The organism is Pseudarthrobacter sp. CCNWLW217, from assembly GCF_037203985.1.
In the GTDB taxonomy this organism is placed as follows: domain Bacteria; phylum Actinomycetota; class Actinomycetes; order Actinomycetales; family Micrococcaceae; genus Arthrobacter.
Genome location: NZ_JBBCBT010000001.1, coordinates 233,294 through 248,901 on the forward strand (window position 1 = coordinate 233,294; position 15,608 = coordinate 248,901).

General features: G+C 62.8%; 12 protein-coding genes. 3 read left to right on the forward strand and 9 right to left on the reverse strand.

Annotation, left to right across the window (positions count from 1 at the left end):
* Nucleotides 1-18 precede the first annotated feature (18 nt).
* The 8 genes from V9L18_RS01090 to V9L18_RS01125 all read right to left on the reverse strand — a co-directional run bounded on the left by V9L18_RS01090 (nt 19) and on the right by V9L18_RS01125 (nt 9,651).
* Nucleotides 19-942, reverse strand: a complete 924-nt coding sequence (locus V9L18_RS01090; protein WP_337345325.1) for an N-acetylglucosamine kinase — start codon at nt 940-942, stop codon at nt 19-21.
* 36 nt (nt 943-978) lie between these two features.
* Complete coding sequence (locus tag V9L18_RS01095; protein ID WP_337345326.1) at nt 979-1,413, reverse strand: glycosyl hydrolase 2 galactose-binding domain-containing protein; 435 nt, start codon at nt 1,411-1,413, stop codon at nt 979-981.
* 99 nt (nt 1,414-1,512) lie between these two features.
* A complete protein-coding gene (locus V9L18_RS01100; RefSeq protein ID WP_337345327.1) occupies nt 1,513-4,053 on the reverse strand; it encodes a glycoside hydrolase family 2 protein in 2,541 nt (846 codons plus the stop codon).
* A gap of 12 nt (nt 4,054-4,065) precedes the next feature.
* Complete coding sequence (locus V9L18_RS01105) at nt 4,066-4,980, reverse strand: ABC transporter ATP-binding protein (RefSeq protein ID WP_337345328.1); 915 nt, start codon at nt 4,978-4,980, stop codon at nt 4,066-4,068.
* Nucleotides 4,977-5,876 carry an ABC transporter ATP-binding protein gene (locus V9L18_RS01110; protein WP_337345329.1) on the reverse strand — a complete coding sequence of 300 codons (900 nt, stop codon included), beginning with the start codon at nt 5,874-5,876 and terminating at the stop codon, nt 4,977-4,979. The genes V9L18_RS01105 and V9L18_RS01110 overlap by 4 nt, the downstream gene beginning before the upstream one ends.
* Nucleotides 5,873-6,868, reverse strand: coding sequence for an ABC transporter permease (locus V9L18_RS01115; protein ID WP_337345330.1), 996 nt, complete (start codon nt 6,866-6,868; stop codon nt 5,873-5,875). The genes V9L18_RS01110 and V9L18_RS01115 overlap by 4 nt, the downstream gene beginning before the upstream one ends.
* Nucleotides 6,869-6,881: 13 nt before the next feature.
* Nucleotides 6,882-7,871, reverse strand: coding sequence for an ABC transporter permease (locus tag V9L18_RS01120; RefSeq protein ID WP_337345331.1), 990 nt, complete (start codon nt 7,869-7,871; stop codon nt 6,882-6,884).
* A gap of 76 nt (nt 7,872-7,947) precedes the next feature.
* Nucleotides 7,948-9,651 (reverse strand): ABC transporter substrate-binding protein, encoded by a 1,704-nt coding sequence (locus V9L18_RS01125; RefSeq protein WP_337345332.1) that lies wholly within the window; start codon nt 9,649-9,651, stop codon nt 7,948-7,950.
* A gap of 172 nt (nt 9,652-9,823) precedes the next feature.
* On the opposite strand from V9L18_RS01125, the gene V9L18_RS01130 reads away from it, so the two are divergent.
* Nucleotides 9,824-11,110, forward strand: coding sequence for an ROK family transcriptional regulator (locus V9L18_RS01130; protein WP_337345333.1), 1,287 nt, complete (start codon nt 9,824-9,826; stop codon nt 11,108-11,110).
* Nucleotides 11,107-13,251, forward strand: a complete 2,145-nt coding sequence (locus V9L18_RS01135; RefSeq protein WP_337345334.1) for an alpha-galactosidase — start codon at nt 11,107-11,109, stop codon at nt 13,249-13,251. Before V9L18_RS01130 ends, V9L18_RS01135 begins: the two co-directional genes overlap by 4 nt.
* Before the next feature lie 26 nt (nt 13,252-13,277).
* Here the strand turns inward: V9L18_RS01135 and V9L18_RS01140 are convergent, their stop codons facing one another.
* The gene (locus V9L18_RS01140) at nt 13,278-14,147 is read right to left on the reverse strand and encodes a LacI family DNA-binding transcriptional regulator (protein WP_337345335.1); all 870 of its coding nucleotides are present in this window, start codon (nt 14,145-14,147) and stop codon (nt 13,278-13,280) included.
* A 59-nt stretch (nt 14,148-14,206) separates the two neighbouring features.
* On the opposite strand from V9L18_RS01140, the gene V9L18_RS01145 reads away from it, so the two are divergent.
* Nucleotides 14,207-15,406 (forward strand): ROK family transcriptional regulator, encoded by a 1,200-nt coding sequence (locus V9L18_RS01145; RefSeq protein WP_337345336.1) that lies wholly within the window; start codon nt 14,207-14,209, stop codon nt 15,404-15,406.
* Nucleotides 15,407-15,608 lie beyond the last annotated feature (202 nt).

Genomic DNA, 15,608 nt, shown 5'->3' on the forward strand with positions numbered 1-15,608 from the left:
TGGCGGTGGTGCTGGGAGTCACGCGGTGTGAAGGAGCGGATACAGGGCGTGGTGGCTTGGCAGGTCTGCCAGTTGGGCTATGCCGTCCAGGGGTCCGCCGTGGGGCGCGACGATGTTGGCGTTGGGCCATGCCTGTTGGAGTCTGCGTTGCAGGGGCTGGGCCATGCGGTTGTTGGAGAGGATTTTTCCCACCCAGCTGATTGTGGGGCTTGATCCGGGTTTCCAGCCGGTATTGCGAAGGCTCGCGCCGACGGAAAGTGCAAGTTCGTCGGTTGCGTGTTCGACGATTCGTGCTGAGACGGTGTCGTGTTCGGACAGGTCGATGACTTTGCGGGCGTAGGAGGCGACGAAGGAGATCTTTTCCGGGTTGGACTGTATTTCTATGTAGGCTCCTTCCACGTCGGGGAAATCCTGCTTGAGCAACCCGAGCAGCGCTGTGGGGTCTCCGCGGCCATCATGGGCGCGCATGGCGGCATCGAGCCCGGCGCGGCCAATCCAGTAGCCGCTTCCGGCGTCCCCCATGATGTTTCCCCAGCCGTCCACCCGGGTTGAACCCGTCGGTCCGGTTGCCAGGGTCACTACGCCTGTTCCCGCGGCGATGGCCGAGCCTGCCCGGTCGCCAAGGCATCCGAGGTATCCGGAGATGGAGTCATGGGCTATGCGGATGGAGGTGACGCCAAGGTCGCGGCAGGCTGCCATGACGCCGGGGGCGTCTGCGTTGGCTGAGGTGAGGCCGGAGAGGGCTGCCGCCACCCGGACGTTCTCGCGTGGGTTGGCGGTGAGAACGGACCGTACGACGCCTGCGAGTTGGGGCATGAGTGGTGCGTCGGTGAGCAGCGGCGGGAATTCCTGCTCGAACTCGATTCTTGTGCTGGCCAGCAGTCGGGCGCGGATGGATGACTGGCCGCCGTCGACGGCGAGTACGGGGACTTGAGAGGTCACAGTGGTGGCTTTCTGCTGGAAGAGTGGTCCGGTGCCCTAGCTGAGGGCGGGCACAACGGAGACTTTGAGGTTGTTCAGGCCTTGGAAGAGATGGGCCCCAACGTCATGCGAGTTCGGGTTTTGTTCTCCTGTACGGGTCAGCGGTTGCCCGTTGAGCTGTACTTCGGCTGCAGTGTCCAAACCACTGATCACGAGTTCCACGGGAGAGGCGGCAGGCTTCCGGAGGGGGAAGTCAAGGCTGTACTCCCAGGCGCATTGTGTGATCCATCCGAGTGCCTCTCCTGCCTGGTTGGAGGACAGGAGACCTGCGGTTGTCAGGTCCTGCCGGATTGAGCCGGGAACAGACGCGGGGATATGCCGCCCGGCGATGCCGAGGGGGGCCGGTCCGTCAATGAGGCGGATGTGCCAGCCAGTGTTGAGGGCACGGCACTCGGTGTCGGTATAGATCTCTGTGTTGAAGTGGTGTGTCATGATCTTCTTCGTCTTGGCTGCGGGCTCGCTTGTGAAACCGGCGCCGCCCTTGGGGGCGGCGCCGGCTGGTTGCTCGAGCTGGTGGGGGCAGTGGTTTCCTTATTGGATCCGGGCAGGCACGTGCTCTGTAGCGGCTACGAGGGGTACCGCGCGCAGGTCATTGCCGGTACGCAGGACGGCCGGTGAAAGGAATGCCTCCGGGTCAATACCGGCAGCTGTGCTGGCTACTGTGAAGGTCCATTCACCCCCTGCGGGGAGGGTGACGAGCCCGTCACCCACTGTTGCGTCCGGGTCCACCCTGTCAACGTGCAGCGTGATGTCACGCGCAAGTGAGACAGCCTGGACGTGAATTTCGTAGCCTCCCGGGACCGCTTTCGCGGTCGCGTTCAGCGGGTTCGGATCCAGGTTCAGCTCAACGTCATCGGCGAAGGTGTGGGCGGCCTGCTCTGCTCCGAGGGTGGCAACGAGCACTTCGCCTGTTGCGTCTTCGGGCCGGGACAACAATCCGCCCGTAACTGGCAGGGTTGTCACCGTCCGTGCAGCCACGTCCACATCTTCTGTATATTCGCCGCGAACGCCGCCGTCAAAGGTCTGCAGGCGCAGCACCAGATGGCCGGTCCACGGCTGGTCGGTGTCGTTGACCAGTGACACGGTCAACTGGTTTTCCCGGTTCCCGAAACTGATGATGCGGGGCGCGTTAGCGAGCCGGAGCCCGTGCCAGAGCGGCTTGGGCCGCTCCTGGGAGTCGACGGCGGCCCAGGATGTGACCGGCCAGCAATCGTTGAGCTGCCAGACGATCGCGCCGGCCGTGCGGGGCCACCAGGAGCGGTAGTGCTCGATGGCGTACCGTATAGCGCGGGCCTGGTTGAGCTGGGTTGCCCAGTGCCAGTCCTCAAAGTTCTCCGGCACACCAAGGTGCGGGGTGAGGCCGCGGTCGAGCTTGCCGTTTCCGTCGTCTGCCTTTTGGTGGATGAGGAAGACCGCGTCGTTCTTTGGGTCTTCTTCGCCGGTCAGAGGGCCACCGTTGCTGGAGTGCACGAAATCAGTCAGGGTACGCCACGTCGGCGGTCCCTGGAATCCGAACTCGGAGCAAAAGCGTGGGGTGTCGTTCCGGTAAGCGGAGTAGTCGATCCGGTTCCAGACTTCCCACTGGTGGTGGGTTCCATGATTGGGGTCGTTGGGGTGCACGGCTTCCGGTTTTTGGCCGGGGGAGTAGGGACTGTTGTCGCAGTAGGGCCGGGTGGGGTCCAGTTCGGCGACAATGCCGCCGAGCAGTTCGTGCGCATACCGGTCTCCCCAGGTCCGCCCTTCCAGGTCTTCCTTCCACCCCCAGTCTTCATGGCCCCAAACGTTTTCGTTTCCGCCGTTCCAGATCACCAGTGAGGGGTGCGAGGCGAGACGGACAACGTTCTCGCGAGCTTCTGCTTCCAGTTCTTCCCACAAGGGGGATTCCTCAGGGTATGCGGCACAGGCGAGCAGGAAGTCCTGCCAAACCAGGATTCCGCGCTCATCGCATGCAGCGTAGAAGTCCTCCGTTTCGTAGATTCCCCCGCCCCAGATACGCAGCAAGTTAAGGTTCGCGCCGATGGCCTGGTCCAGTCTCCTGTCGAGGCGGGAGCGTGTTATCCGGGTCAGGAGATGGTCGTCCGGGATCCAGTTGGCACCTTTAACGAAGACGGCTTTGCCGTTGACCTTGAGGGTGAAGGCGGTTCCGATTTTGTCGGGGGTTGTGTCGAGTTCAACGTTACGGAATCCAATGCGGCGTTCCCATGAGTCCAATGGTGTGGTGCCGGATGCCTCAAAGAGTTGGACCTGGAAAGTGGACAGGGGTTGCTCGCCGTAACCGGCAGGCCACCAGAGCGGGGCGTCTGGGACGTCAAGGGTCACCACTGTTGTGGTGGTTCCTTCCGGGACAATCGCAGTGGCGGTTTGCCCGTGAACGGATGCCTGGATTGCCAGATCACCTTCGTCGTCCAGGCCTGAACGTTCAACGGTGACGTGTACTTCAACGTGTCCTGTTCCTTCGGCCGTAACGCTCACCAGAGGCCGGACCTCGGCCAGGCGCGCGACGGTCCAGCGCTCGATCCGCACCTCTTTCCAAAGACCGGCAGTGCGCAGGTCCGGGCCCCAGTCCCAGCCGAAACTGCACGCCATCTTCCTGACGAAGTTGAACGGGACGGGGTGGTAGGCGCTGGGCCGGTCTCCCAGCAGTGCCCGCATTTCCTCGGCGTAGGCCGTGGCGGAGCGCAGGTTGACCGTCAGCGCTTGTGCGCTGCCGTCTGCTTCTGAACGGACATCGAACCGGTATGAACGGTGCATGTTGGCCGTTTGCCCCAGCTCCCGTCCGCCCACGCTGATGTTGCTGACGGTGTCCACACCGTCCAGGACCAGGTCTATCCGTTCCCCTTCAGCGGCAGCCGGCAGGGTGAGGAGGGTCTGGTAGCGCCAGTCAACGTCGTGCATCCACCGGAGGCTGGTTTCGTTGGCGTCCAAGTACGGGTCCTCGATCAGGCCGGCGCGCAGCAGGTCAGTATGTACGGTTCCGGGTACTTCTGCCGGAATCTGCGCCGGGATGTCCTGAGGGACCGTGCCGGAGACAGGCTCTACAGTCCAATCGTGTGTCAGTGGGGAAGAAATCATGATGGGGTCGTCCTAGCGGTGTTCGGAGGTCGGCAGGTCTGCGTGGACTTCGTCGATGTGCACCCAGCGTTGGCTGAAGTGGTTAAAGCACACGGAGTTGTCGATGGCGTCCCTGTCGGGCGGAAGCTCAGTGGCTGCGACTTTTCCGACGCGTTCGGGATCGGGGGCAGCCTGGGCCAGAAGTTTTGTGTAGGCATGTTGGGGGTTGAGGATGACATCGTCGGCCGGGCCCCGCTCCACGACCCTTCCCCGGTACAGGACCAGGATTTCGTCGGAGAAGTGCCGGGCGGTCGCCAAGTCGTGAGTGATGTAGAGGACGGCCAGGTTGTCTTCGCGCTGCAGGCGCCCCAGAAGATTCAGTACGCCGAGCCGGATCGAGACATCGAGCATTGAGACTGGTTCGTCGGCGATGAGCACCTGGGCGCCGGGGGCGAGGGCGCGTGCGATGGCGACCCGCTGCCGCTGCCCCCCGGAGAGTTCGTGGGGACGTTTGGCTGCAATGACATCAGCGGGGGTGAGGTTAACCCGCTCCAGCATCTCGAGCACCCGGTCATGCGTTTCCTGGGCAGTGCGAGTCCGTTGATGGATCCGCAGCGGCCGGGCGATGTGGTGTTCGACGGAGTGAAAGGGGTTCAAGGATGCGAAAGGGTCCTGGAACACCATCTGGACATGCCGCCGGTACACCGAGCCGAGCACCGGGGTTTTGTCGTCCAACTCGACCGAGATTTTTCCGGCGGTTGGCTTCTCCATCCGGGTCAGAAGCTTGGCGATCGTGGACTTGCCTGATCCGGATTCTCCTACCAGGGCTACTGTTTTTCCCGGTACAAGGTCGAAACTGACCCGGTCCACTGCCAGGAGGGACCGTCGCCGCAGGCCGCCCCTGAGCGCGTACTCCTTCGTCAGGTTTGATACTGAGACGCTGGTCATGGCTGCTCCTCGAAGCTGTCGTATTCGCCTGAACGGATGAAGGCGCCCCGGTCGCCACTGAGGCTGGGGAAAGATGCAAGCAGCTTGCGTGTGTAAGGGTGGACGGCGGAGCGGTACAGGGTCTCCGCGTTGTCCAGTTCAATAATTTCCCCGCGCAGCATCACGGCGATACGGTCGCTGATCTCCAGCAGCAGGGGTAGGTCATGCGTGATGAAGATGACCGCGAAGTTCAGTTCTTCCTTAAGCCGCACGATTTCGCGGAGGATGTCGCGCTGCACGACGACGTCAAGGGCTGTGGTTGGTTCGTCCATGATCATGACTTGGGGCTCCAGCAGCATGGCCATGGCAATCATGACCCGCTGACGCATCCCCCCGGACAGCTCGTGGGGGTAGGACCGCAACCGTTCGGGGTCTACCCCGACACGTTGGAGGACGTCTGCGCATCTGGTTCGGCGGGCCTGCTTGCCGAGGGACCGATCGTGGGCGCGCAAAGCGTCGTCGAGCTGGCTGCCAATGGTACGCACTGGGTTCAGGGCGTTCATGGCGCCCTGGAACACCATTGATAGCTTGGTCCACCTGAAACGGCGCAGCGCTTCATCCTCCAGCGTGAGGAGCTCGATGTCTTCCCCGTCTTGGTCGTGGAAGGTCACTTGCCCGGATGCGATGCGGGCCGGGGCCTGGTGGAGCCGGTTTATCGCGTAGGCAAGGGTGGTCTTGCCGCATCCGGACTCGCCTGCCAGGCCGAGGATTTCACCGCGCCCCAGCTGGAAGCTGGCGTTCTTGACGGCGTGGACCGGGCTGTCTGTTTCGTAGACAACGCTTAGGTTTTCAACGGTGAGGACAGGTCCGGGACGTACCTGGGCCTGTTGAAGGCCTTGGGTCAGTTCAACGCTCATGACACTGCTGCTTTCTTGTCCGTCCGGGCGGCCCGCCGGGCACGTCGGCGCACCAGGCGGGCGTTTTTGAGTTTGGGGTTGATGATCTCGTCGATGGAGAAGTTGATGAGCGAGAGCCCCATGCCGAAGAGCGCGATCATCAGGCCGGGGGGAAGGAACCACCACCAGGCACCCAGGGGAAGCGCGAATCCGTTCTGCGCGTAGAACAGCATGGTGCCCAATGTGGAGGAACCTGATGCCCCCAAGCCTAGGAACGACAACCCTGCTTCGCCGAGGATCGCTGAGATGACGGCGAACACAAACTGGGACGCTAGCACCGGTAGGAGGTTGGGCAGGATTTCGACGGCGATGACCCGCCAGGGCCGCTCACCGGAAACCCGGGATGCTGCCACGTAGTCACGGTTGCGCACCGACAGGGTCTGTGCCCGAAGGACACGGGCCGAGGCGGCCCAGCTGGTCAGCGCAAGGACCAGCGCAATGGTCCATAGGCCGCGGCTCTCACGCGGCACGAAACCGGAGATCACGATAACGAGCGGCAGGCCGGGGATGACCAGGAAGACATTGGATAACAGCGAGAAGACCTCGTCAGCGAATCCGCCGAGGTACGCACCGTAGATCCCGAAGAACGCTGAGAGGATGGTGGCCAGTACGCCCACGAGCAACCCGATTTGCAGAGAGCCGCGGGTGGCGTAGGCGAGCTGGGCCAGGACGTCCTGGCCGGTCTGGGTGGTCCCCAGCCAGTGTTCCGCGCTGGGCCCGCTGAGCCCTGTGTTGCTGATGGCGTCCGGATTGCCGACAAGAAACGGACCGAAGATACCGAAGGCTGCGATGCCGCCGATGAGGGCGAGGCCGGTGATGAGCCACGGCGTCGGTGTCGGCAGCAGCAGGCGCCAGGCGGCTGTGGGCCGTTGCCCGCTTGCTTTGGCGAGAGTTGCCAGTTCCTCAGTCGGACTGGCCGGGGCCGTTTCAGACAGGGGTTGGATGTTGGTCATGAGAAATCCTTCGTTAGCCCTTGGCCCGGGTCCGTGGATCAACCAGGCTGTACAGGAGGTCCACCAGAAGGTTTGCCGCCAGCACCGCGATGGTGATGTAGAGGAAGACGCCCTGCATCAGGGCGTAGTCGTTGTTGGTCACAGCGGACAAGAGCCTGGACCCGATGCCCGGGTAGGAGAAAACCTGCTCAGTGACGACTGAACCTGAAACGACGAAGCCGAGGGAAATAGCGAAACCGGCCACGGAAGGAAGAACAGCGTTGCGCGCTGCGTAGTTAACCATGATCCACCGGACTGGCAGGCCCTTCGCACGTGCTGTGAGGACGTAGTCTTCGGACAGCGTGGACACCATCATGTTCCGCATACCCAACAGCCAGCCGCCCAAAGACGCGATGACAATTGTCAGGGCGGGAAGGGTTGCGTGTTCGATGGCGGAGAGGATGAAGGGAAGGTTCCAGCCTGGATCGAGAATTACGTCGTAACCTCCCTGGCCAGGGAACAGACCGAGACCGCGGGAGAGGATGTAGACCAGCACCAGGGCAAGCCAGAAGTACGGAACAGCTGCCAGCAGGGTCGTAGCGGGAATCAGGGAGTCGAGCCATGTTCCCGGGCGCCACCCGACCAGGGCACCGAGGATGATGCCAATGGCAGCTGCCAGGACGGTGGAAACGCCAACAAGGATGACCGTCCACGGCATCGAAGCGCCGATCACGTCGGTGACTTTTGCCGGGAAGTAGCTGATGGATACTCCGAGGTCCCCGCGGGCAATGTTCGCCAAATAGGACCAGTACTGGGCCAGGATGGGCTGGGTGTCATCCCCGCCCAGGAGGATCGCGTACGCCTGACGGGTCTCAGGCGTGACGCTGCCGCCGCGCTGCTGCAGCTTTGCCAGAAGGATGTCGACGGGATTACCCGGCAGCATCCGGGGGATGATGAAGTTCAGGGTCAGCGCCGCCCAGAGGGCAGCGGCGTAGAAACCCAGCTTTCGTATTACGTAGTTCACTTTTGCACCTGTCACGCCTGGTTTTGGTTACGGTGACCTTTGGGCCGGGCAGCGGACTGCCCGGGCCAAAGAATTGTTAGCCGTTGGCTGGTTCGAGGGCCTTGAAGATCTGGGCCGCATCGAGGCGTGACCAGACGGCCGGGAAGGCGTACATGTTCTCCTCAGTGGGCCAGCCGGTGAACTTTGCCTTGTTCCAGATGCTGGTCGTGCCGCCTGTCAGGACCGGGATGTAAGGCATGTCCTCGACGATGGCGCCCTGGATGACGTCAAACTGCTTCTGGCGTGCTTCCTTATCCGCGAACCCTGTGTTCTTGACGGCGTCAATGGCAGCATCCACTGCGGGATTCGAGTAGCGGGCGTAGTTGTTGCCGGCGCTTTCGCCCACAGGTGCGGTGTTGGCCGAGGAGAAGAAGTAGTTGTAGACGTAGTAAGGGTCCGAGGCCGGCCCCTGCCAGAGGGAGTCGATCGCCAACTGGAAGTTGCCCTTGGTCCGCTTGTCGGTCCATTCGTTCCAGGAGGACTGCGATGCCTGGACATCAATGCCGGAGGCCTTGGCCTGCTCTGCAATGGTCTGGATCGCGGTGATGTAGTCGGTCCACCCGGTGACAACCTCGATTGTCAGGGTCAGCTTCTTACCGTCCTTGGCAAAAATTCCATCGGCTCCCTTGGTCCAGCCCGCTGCTTCCAGCGTTTTCTGCGCCGCGGCGGGATCTGCAGTCGCAGGCGCCTCAACAGGCTTCACGGACTCTGAGATCCATTCGGACTGGGTATCGGTCAGTGCGAACGATGGGGAGATCGGCGCTGCGGTGTCTTCGTAAGCAAGTTTGTTCAGCTGGGTGCGGTCGATCGCGTGGTAGAGGGCCTTCCGAACGGCCGGATCAGTCTGCGGTCCCGTGCAGCCCAGGGCCGCACTTGAGCAGGAAGCGAGCACCTGCTGGCTCTGGGCAACGGTCTGCTTTTCGTAGTTCGGGAAGTTCTTGGACACGTTCTGGATATCCGGGACCGGGCCGGTCTGCCAGTCGATTGACCCTGAAGCAATGGCATCGGCGCCGGCCGTGTTTCCCGACAGGGCGATGTAGCGAACGTTCTTGACGGCCGGTTCGCCGCCCCAGTAGGAAGGGTTGGACGTCAGCGTGAAAGCCTGGGGTTTGAAGTCACCGAGCTGGTAAGCACCGGTTCCGACAGGCTTTTCAATCACGTCGGTCTCCGGGTCAATTTTGGACCAGAGGTGCTCGGGGACGATGACTGCCTGGGTGAGGATGTCCGGCCCGGACACGAAGGCCGGGGCGTCCCAGGTGAACGTGACGTGAGTGTCATCGGTGGCGGTCACCGTGCCTTTGAAGCCGAGGCTGTTCAGTGCCGGGTGTTCTTTGAGCAGGTTAAAGGTGAAGGCCACGTCACCGGCGGTAAAGGTCTCGCCGTCACTCCACTTCACCCCATCCCGCAGTGTCACGGACAGTTCGGTGCCAGCCTCGTTCCAGGCGTACTCGGTTCCGAGCAGGGGTTCGGGTTTGGAATCGGCGGCTGCCTTATTCAGGAAGAACAGGGGTTCGTAGATAGTGCCGGGTCCTGCGATCTGCGAGGGGGAGAACGGGTTGAAGTTCAGCTGGTAGTCACCGGCCTGCCCGGTGTAGGCGATCAGCGTTGCATCGCCGGCTGCGTCGCTGCCGCCGCCGCTGGTGCATCCGCTGAGGAGGAGACCCAAGGCGGTTGCGCCTGCGGCGAGAGCCAGGGCACCCCGGTGCCGGACGGACCTGCGGGGTCGAGTGGGGAGGAGCATCTCTGGTCCCTTTCATTGTGCCGGACCACAGTGACCGGCTGGATTGTGGGCCGAAGATCACGGCCTAAGAAGAAGTTAGGTGATTAAATTAAGTTGGTCAAGTTATTATTGAAAGAGAGCGCACAGGCGGCGAAGGGCCACCCGGCGGACGGATGAACCAGGGAAATGAGGAATGATGCGATCTGCACCGGCGAGCCGGCCTGTTCTGTGGTCGTCGACGCGGTCGCGGCTGCTGGACATCATGCGCACGCGCGGCACCGTCAGCCGGGTCGAACTGGTGGGCGCCACCGGCCTGACACCCGGGACCATCTCCAACGTCGTGCGTGACCTCCTGGACGAAAATTTGGTGCTCGAAGTGGGACATGCACGCTCCCGGGGCGGGCAGCCCCGCCGGCTTCTGCAGCTTCGGGCGCAGGCCCATTATGCCGTGGGCGTTCAAATGGACAGATGTACGAGTTCGGTGGTCCTGACCGATTTCGGCGGCCAACTGGTCGCCCAGAGGACTTTTCAGGGCTCGGGCAACACCAGTCCCGAGGAGATGCTGGCGCTGCTGTCCCGCCACATTCTGGAGCTTCTGGACTTGGAGCAGATCCGGCTTGGCAAGGTCCTTGGGGTGAGCCTCGTCACGTATGGCCCTCAGGACCGGCTAAGCGGAAAGCTGATGGCGCCCCGTCCCACTCCTGAATGGTACGGACATCCCCTGGCCCCCGCATTGTCGCACCTGACGGGACTGCCGGTCCTGCTCGAGAACGATGCGACCGCCGCAGCGCTCGGTGAACAATGGCTTGGGGACGTGGAACCCGATACGTTCGGGGTGATTTACATGGCCAGCGGTTTGGGCGGCGGCGTCATCGTGGACCGGGAGGTTTACCGGGGGGGCGGCTCCAACACAGTGGAGCTGGGCCACATCTCCGTTGATGCTTCCGGTGCGCGGTGTGAGTGCGGCAACAGAGGGTGCGTCGAGTCAACGTACGGAACTGCCGCCGTCGTCGCCCGCGCCCTGTCAGACACCCGTCTCGGTACCCATCTCAGTCTCACCGGCAAGCCGGGCGACACCCTTGCAGACTTTGAAAAGTTGTCGCAGGCAGCCATCAGTGGCGATCCCTATGCCGAATCCCTGCTCGCCGATGCTGCCTACGGGCTCGGGCAGGCCGCGGTGACCCTGGTCAACCTCTTTGACCTGCAGACCGTGGTCCTTGCAGGACCGGCCTTCACAGTTGCGGGCCCGCTCTTGCGTGAGGGCATTTCGAAAGTCCTGAACGAAGCAGCCTTCAGCCGTGAGCTTCGCCCCATCAATGTCGTTTTGTCCTCCCACGGATTTTTGGCCGCAGCCATCGGGGGCGCTTTACAAGTACTGCGGACACCTGCCGGAGCGGCAGCGAAAGCATACCCCTTCCAGCACACAACTCCAGACACCGCCCAGAAAACAACACACCTTCCATCTACGGAGATCACATGACCCAGTCCTTGCCCCGATTCACAGTGCTGCGCCGCGACGGTGTCAGCCTTGTACTGCGCTTCCTGCCCCATGGACTGCCGTCCGTGCTGCACTGGGGAGCTGACTTTGGAGACCTTAGTGACGACGACCTGGGGAACATTGTTGCCGCTGCGGGCCGGCAGACCGCCCCGGGGACCCTGGACGCGGCATGGCAGCTGAGCATCCTGCCCCAGGAAGGCGATGGTTGGGCGGGCCGCCCTGGCCTGATGCTTACAACGGAGGGGCAGTCCGTTTTTCCCCGGTGGGCGGTCAGCAGCGCCGACAGCATACCCCACTCTGCCGTGGTCCACTCCCTCGACGCAGCCCGCGGGCTTGAACTTCTGAGCACATTCTCCATTGCAGCAGGCGGTGCGGTCATTGTCAGTCATGAGCTGACGAACAAGGGTGAAGGCATTGTTGAGATCAATTGGCTGGAGGCAACGCTGCCCGTGCCCAAGACAGCTGACTACCTGACCATGTTTTCGGGCCGCTGGACCAGGGAAAAGGCGCCCTTCACGACACCTATGCCCCGGGGTGCCATGAACCGGCAGACCCGACGGGGGCGGGGCGGGCACGATGCTCCCCACCTCGAGATTGCAAGCATTGACCGACCGCGGAACCGCACGGGGGAGGTGTGGGCAGTGCATCTCGGGTGGAGCGCGGATGCAACCTACCGGACGGACCGGATGACCGATGCTCTCACCCTGATCGGGGCCGGCGAGCTGGTCCGCCCGGGAGAAATCCGCTTGGCGCCAGGGGAAAGTTACTGCACTCCCATGACGTGGTTCGCCTGGTCGGATGCCGGCCTGGATGGCTTGTCGTCCCGGTTCCACACCGCGCTCCGTTCCCGGGACCAGCACCCCCGCGGACCGCGTCCCCTGGTTCTGAACACCTGGGAAGCTGTCTATTTTGACCACAATCCTCAGACCGTCCTGGAACTGGCCGAGCGTGCCGCTGAGGTTGGAGTCGAACGGTTCGTCCTGGACGACGGCTGGTTCATGGCCCGACGGGATGACACGAAAGGTCTCGGGGACTGGATCGTGGACCCTGCTGTCTGGCCCGAAGGCCTGGGTCCCCTTGCGGGCCGGGTTCACGAACTCGGGATGCAGTTCGGGTTGTGGTTTGAACCGGAGATGGTGAACCTGGACTCCGATCTCGCACGCTCGCACCCGGACTGGCTGCTGCACAATCCTGACCATGTCACCGCCACCCCGGACGATCTGTCTTGGCGGACGCAGTTTGTCCTGGACCTGGCCAACCCGGACGCCTACAACCATGTGCGCCGGCAGATGAGCGACCTCGTCAAGGAACTCGGTATCGACTTCATCAAATGGGACCACAACCGGGACCTGATTGAGCCGGTGCACGCTGGCCGCCCCGGGACCCATGAGCACACGCTTGCGACCTACCGGTTGATACGCGAGCTCAAAGAAGCCCATCCCGGCCTGGAAATCGAATCGTGCTCCAGCGGAGGGGCGCGCACCGATCTGGGAATTCTGGAGTTCGCAGACAGGGTCTGGGCCTCGGACTCCAATGATGCCGTTGAACGCCAGGATATTCAGCGCTGGACCCAGTTGCTGCTGCCCCCGGAGATGGTGGGGGGCCATGTTGGTCCTGCAACGTCCCACAGCTCAGGGCGCACAGTCGATTTTTCGTACCGGGCCGCGACGAGCCTCATGGGTTCTGCCGGGTTTGAATGGAACATCCTGGAATGCACTCCCGAGGAGTTGGAGACGGTCCGCGCATTCGGGCGTCTGTACAAGGAACTGCGCCACGTTCTGCACACCGGGACAGCGGTACACGCTGACGTCTTTGACCCGGCGCTGCGCGTTACAGGGTCGGTTCTGCCGGACCAGAGCGAGGGTGTGTGGACGATCGCCTCGATAGCGACCCTTGAGGACGCCCTGCCTGAAAAAGTCCGGCTCCACGGACTGGATCACGACAGCCGCTACCGCGTCAGCGTCCGGAAGGAGCTCGGCACCCCGCAGCACGGCTGGATCACGCCGCCCTGGTTTACTGCCGGGGAAGTAACACTTCCCGGCAGCATCCTGGCCGGGGAAGGGCTGCAGATTCCGGTCCTGTGGCCGGCCCAAGCGATTATCCTTCACGTACAGAAGGCCTAGGGGCCCCGCCCGGTACCGGACCCAACTCAGGCCCCGGTACTGGGCCAGGCCGCGGTGCTGCCACGCTGGATGATGTGGGCAGTAGGCACGTGGACCACCGTTTGGAGCGCCCCGGAATAGGTCTGCATCAGCACTTCCGCCACGATTCTCCCCAGTTCGTAAACATCCAGGCTAACCACCGAAAACGGCGGGTCGGACAGGCGGCAGTGCGGTCCGTCGTCCCATGCCAGCAGTGAGACGTCCGCCGGAACGGTCATCCCCAGGGTCTGCGCGGCAGTCATACCAGCTACCGCCATGATGCTGTTGTCATAAACGATGGCGGTAGGACGCTCGGCCGCAGTCAACAGGTGGCGGGTTTGTGCCGCCCCTGATGCGGCCGAATAATCCCCTTCGACAGAAAAGCCATTGATGGCCCGGCGGGCAAGAGCACGATCGAAGGCCAGGCTGCGGGCCCTCGTGTGATGCAGGTGCGTTGGGCCGGAAACCCTGCCCACTATTTGGTGTCCCAACCCGGCCAGGAAATCCACAGCCATCTCCATGGCTCCTGAATTGTCAACGTCAACCAGGGACACTCCGGGGGTCGGGGGGCCGCCCAGGACCACAACCGGCAGCCCAAGCTCGTGGCAGAGCCCGGCCCTGGAATCATTTTCCTGGGAATCAACCACCACGACCGCGTCAACGTCCCCACTGTCAGCCCATCGGGGATAAGAGTCCAGCTCGTCCTGATAGGAACTGAACTGTCTCAGTATTACGGTAGCGCCGTGCTGGTCAAGGGCTTCTTCCATACCGGTCAGGAGCTCTTCAAAATAGGGATCCGTGCCGTGTGGTCCGTTTTTGCTTTGTACACCAATAGCGAACCTTGGATGCAGGCTTGATCCTGTAGGGAGGGTGTCCATGTGCTAAGTATGGCTTTGACCGGCAATACTTAGCACATGAGCCCAGCCGCAGAGCGTCCATGACCGTCGTGCTGAACCCATCCGTAACGCAAACCAGCAGGGGCCTGGTCCTCGACCGCGTCAGGGCTGAAGGGCCCGTCAGCCGTGTCGAACTCGCGGAACGCACAGGATTAACCCAGGCTGCCATCTCCAACCTTGTCCGGTCGTTGCTGAACGAGGGGCTCCTGGTTGAGACCGGTGAACGAACGTATACCGGGGCCAAAGGTAAGCCCCGTGTGCTGCTGGGGCTTAACCCACGCGCGCGGTGCAGCGTGGGCGTGCAGATCGGCGCGGACTGGATCGTCCTGGTTTTGACCGATGCCGCCGGTTCAGTGCTGGCCAGGACACGGATCAGGGGCGCCCGCTCGAGAATCCCGGACGACGTCGTGAAGGACGTTGCCGAACAGGTAGGCGTCCTGCTGGGGCTGACCGGCGTGGAACAGGAAATTGTTGCTGGAATCGGGCTGGTTGCCCCGGGCGCGCTTGATGTTGAGAGCGGCTCCATACTGACCTCACAGAGCATGCCCCTCTGGGAGCAGTTTCCCGTCCGGGATGCGCTGGCAGCGGCATCGGGCCTGCCGACGCTGCTGGACAATGTCGCCACAGCGGCTGCAATGGGGGACTTCTGGAGCGGTGCCATTCCAGATGCAACCGCGCACTGCACGCTGTACATGGGGGCAAGCATCAGCGCGGGCCTGCTGATTGGCGGCTCGATTTATCGGGGCTCCAGTTCCAACACCGGTCTGCTTGGCAGCGTACGGTTCCAGGGCGACAGGCGGGCAGGGACAACCCTTGAAGAAGCTGCCGGACCCCGGGCGGTGGCTGAACGGGCCAGAGCCGCTGTCTCAGCGGGGCGGACCACCACTGCGAAGCTTTCAGGAGACTTCGATCCTTTCAGCGATTTCGCCGCCATTGCCACAGCCGCTGTGCACGGTGATCCATTGTCCATGGCACTCATCGAAGAGTCGGCAGATCACGTCGCAGACGCTGTCGTGGCACTGGTCAACATCCTCGACCTTGATTCCGTGACTCTCGCCGGCCCGTCCTTCACCACTGCCGGGTCCCTGTACCTGCCCCTCTTAGACCAGCGCCTGCGCGGTGAAGCGTTTGCCCGGCCCAAGCACGGAGTAACCGTGCGGCTCTCAACACAGGTCACCGATGCTGCGGCTGTTGGTGCTGCTGCCCTCATGCTCCAGCACAGCTTGTCTCAACCCGACTAGTCCAAAATTCCTGTGAGCGACGACGGCCGCCGTCGACGATATGAAGCATTTGCTGGACGAGATACGACGGCTCTGATCAGGAAACCATCGTTCTTCATCTCTATGCGACCATTCAAGCGCCTAACTTAGTTCGCTTGGTCCGTCGGAGCGGTTCTGTGCTCCTCTAGGTGCAGGAGCTCGAAGCCCTCCCCGGTGACGGTCA

Bases quoted from the DNA above. Each gene is read 5' to 3' on its own strand.
- V9L18_RS01095 (WP_337345326.1), bottom strand. From the start codon at position 1,413: ATGACACACCACTTCAACACAGAGATCTATACCGACACCGAGTGCCGT.
- V9L18_RS01100 (WP_337345327.1), bottom strand. From the start codon at position 4,053: ATGATTTCTTCCCCACTGACACACGATTGGACTGTAGAGCCTGTCTCC.
- V9L18_RS01105 (WP_337345328.1), bottom strand. From the start codon at position 4,980: ATGACCAGCGTCTCAGTATCAAACCTGACGAAGGAGTACGCGCTCAGG.
- V9L18_RS01110 (WP_337345329.1), bottom strand. From the start codon at position 5,876: ATGAGCGTTGAACTGACCCAAGGCCTTCAACAGGCCCAGGTACGTCCC.
- V9L18_RS01115 (WP_337345330.1), bottom strand. From the start codon at position 6,868: ATGACCAACATCCAACCCCTGTCTGAAACGGCCCCGGCCAGTCCGACT.
- V9L18_RS01125 (WP_337345332.1), bottom strand. From the start codon at position 9,651: ATGCTCCTCCCCACTCGACCCCGCAGGTCCGTCCGGCACCGGGGTGCC.
- V9L18_RS01130 (WP_337345333.1), top strand. From the start codon at position 9,824: ATGATGCGATCTGCACCGGCGAGCCGGCCTGTTCTGTGGTCGTCGACG.
- V9L18_RS01135 (WP_337345334.1), top strand. From the start codon at position 11,107: ATGACCCAGTCCTTGCCCCGATTCACAGTGCTGCGCCGCGACGGTGTC.
- V9L18_RS01140 (WP_337345335.1), bottom strand. From the start codon at position 14,147: ATGGACACCCTCCCTACAGGATCAAGCCTGCATCCAAGGTTCGCTATT.
- V9L18_RS01145 (WP_337345336.1), top strand. From the start codon at position 14,207: ATGACCGTCGTGCTGAACCCATCCGTAACGCAAACCAGCAGGGGCCTG.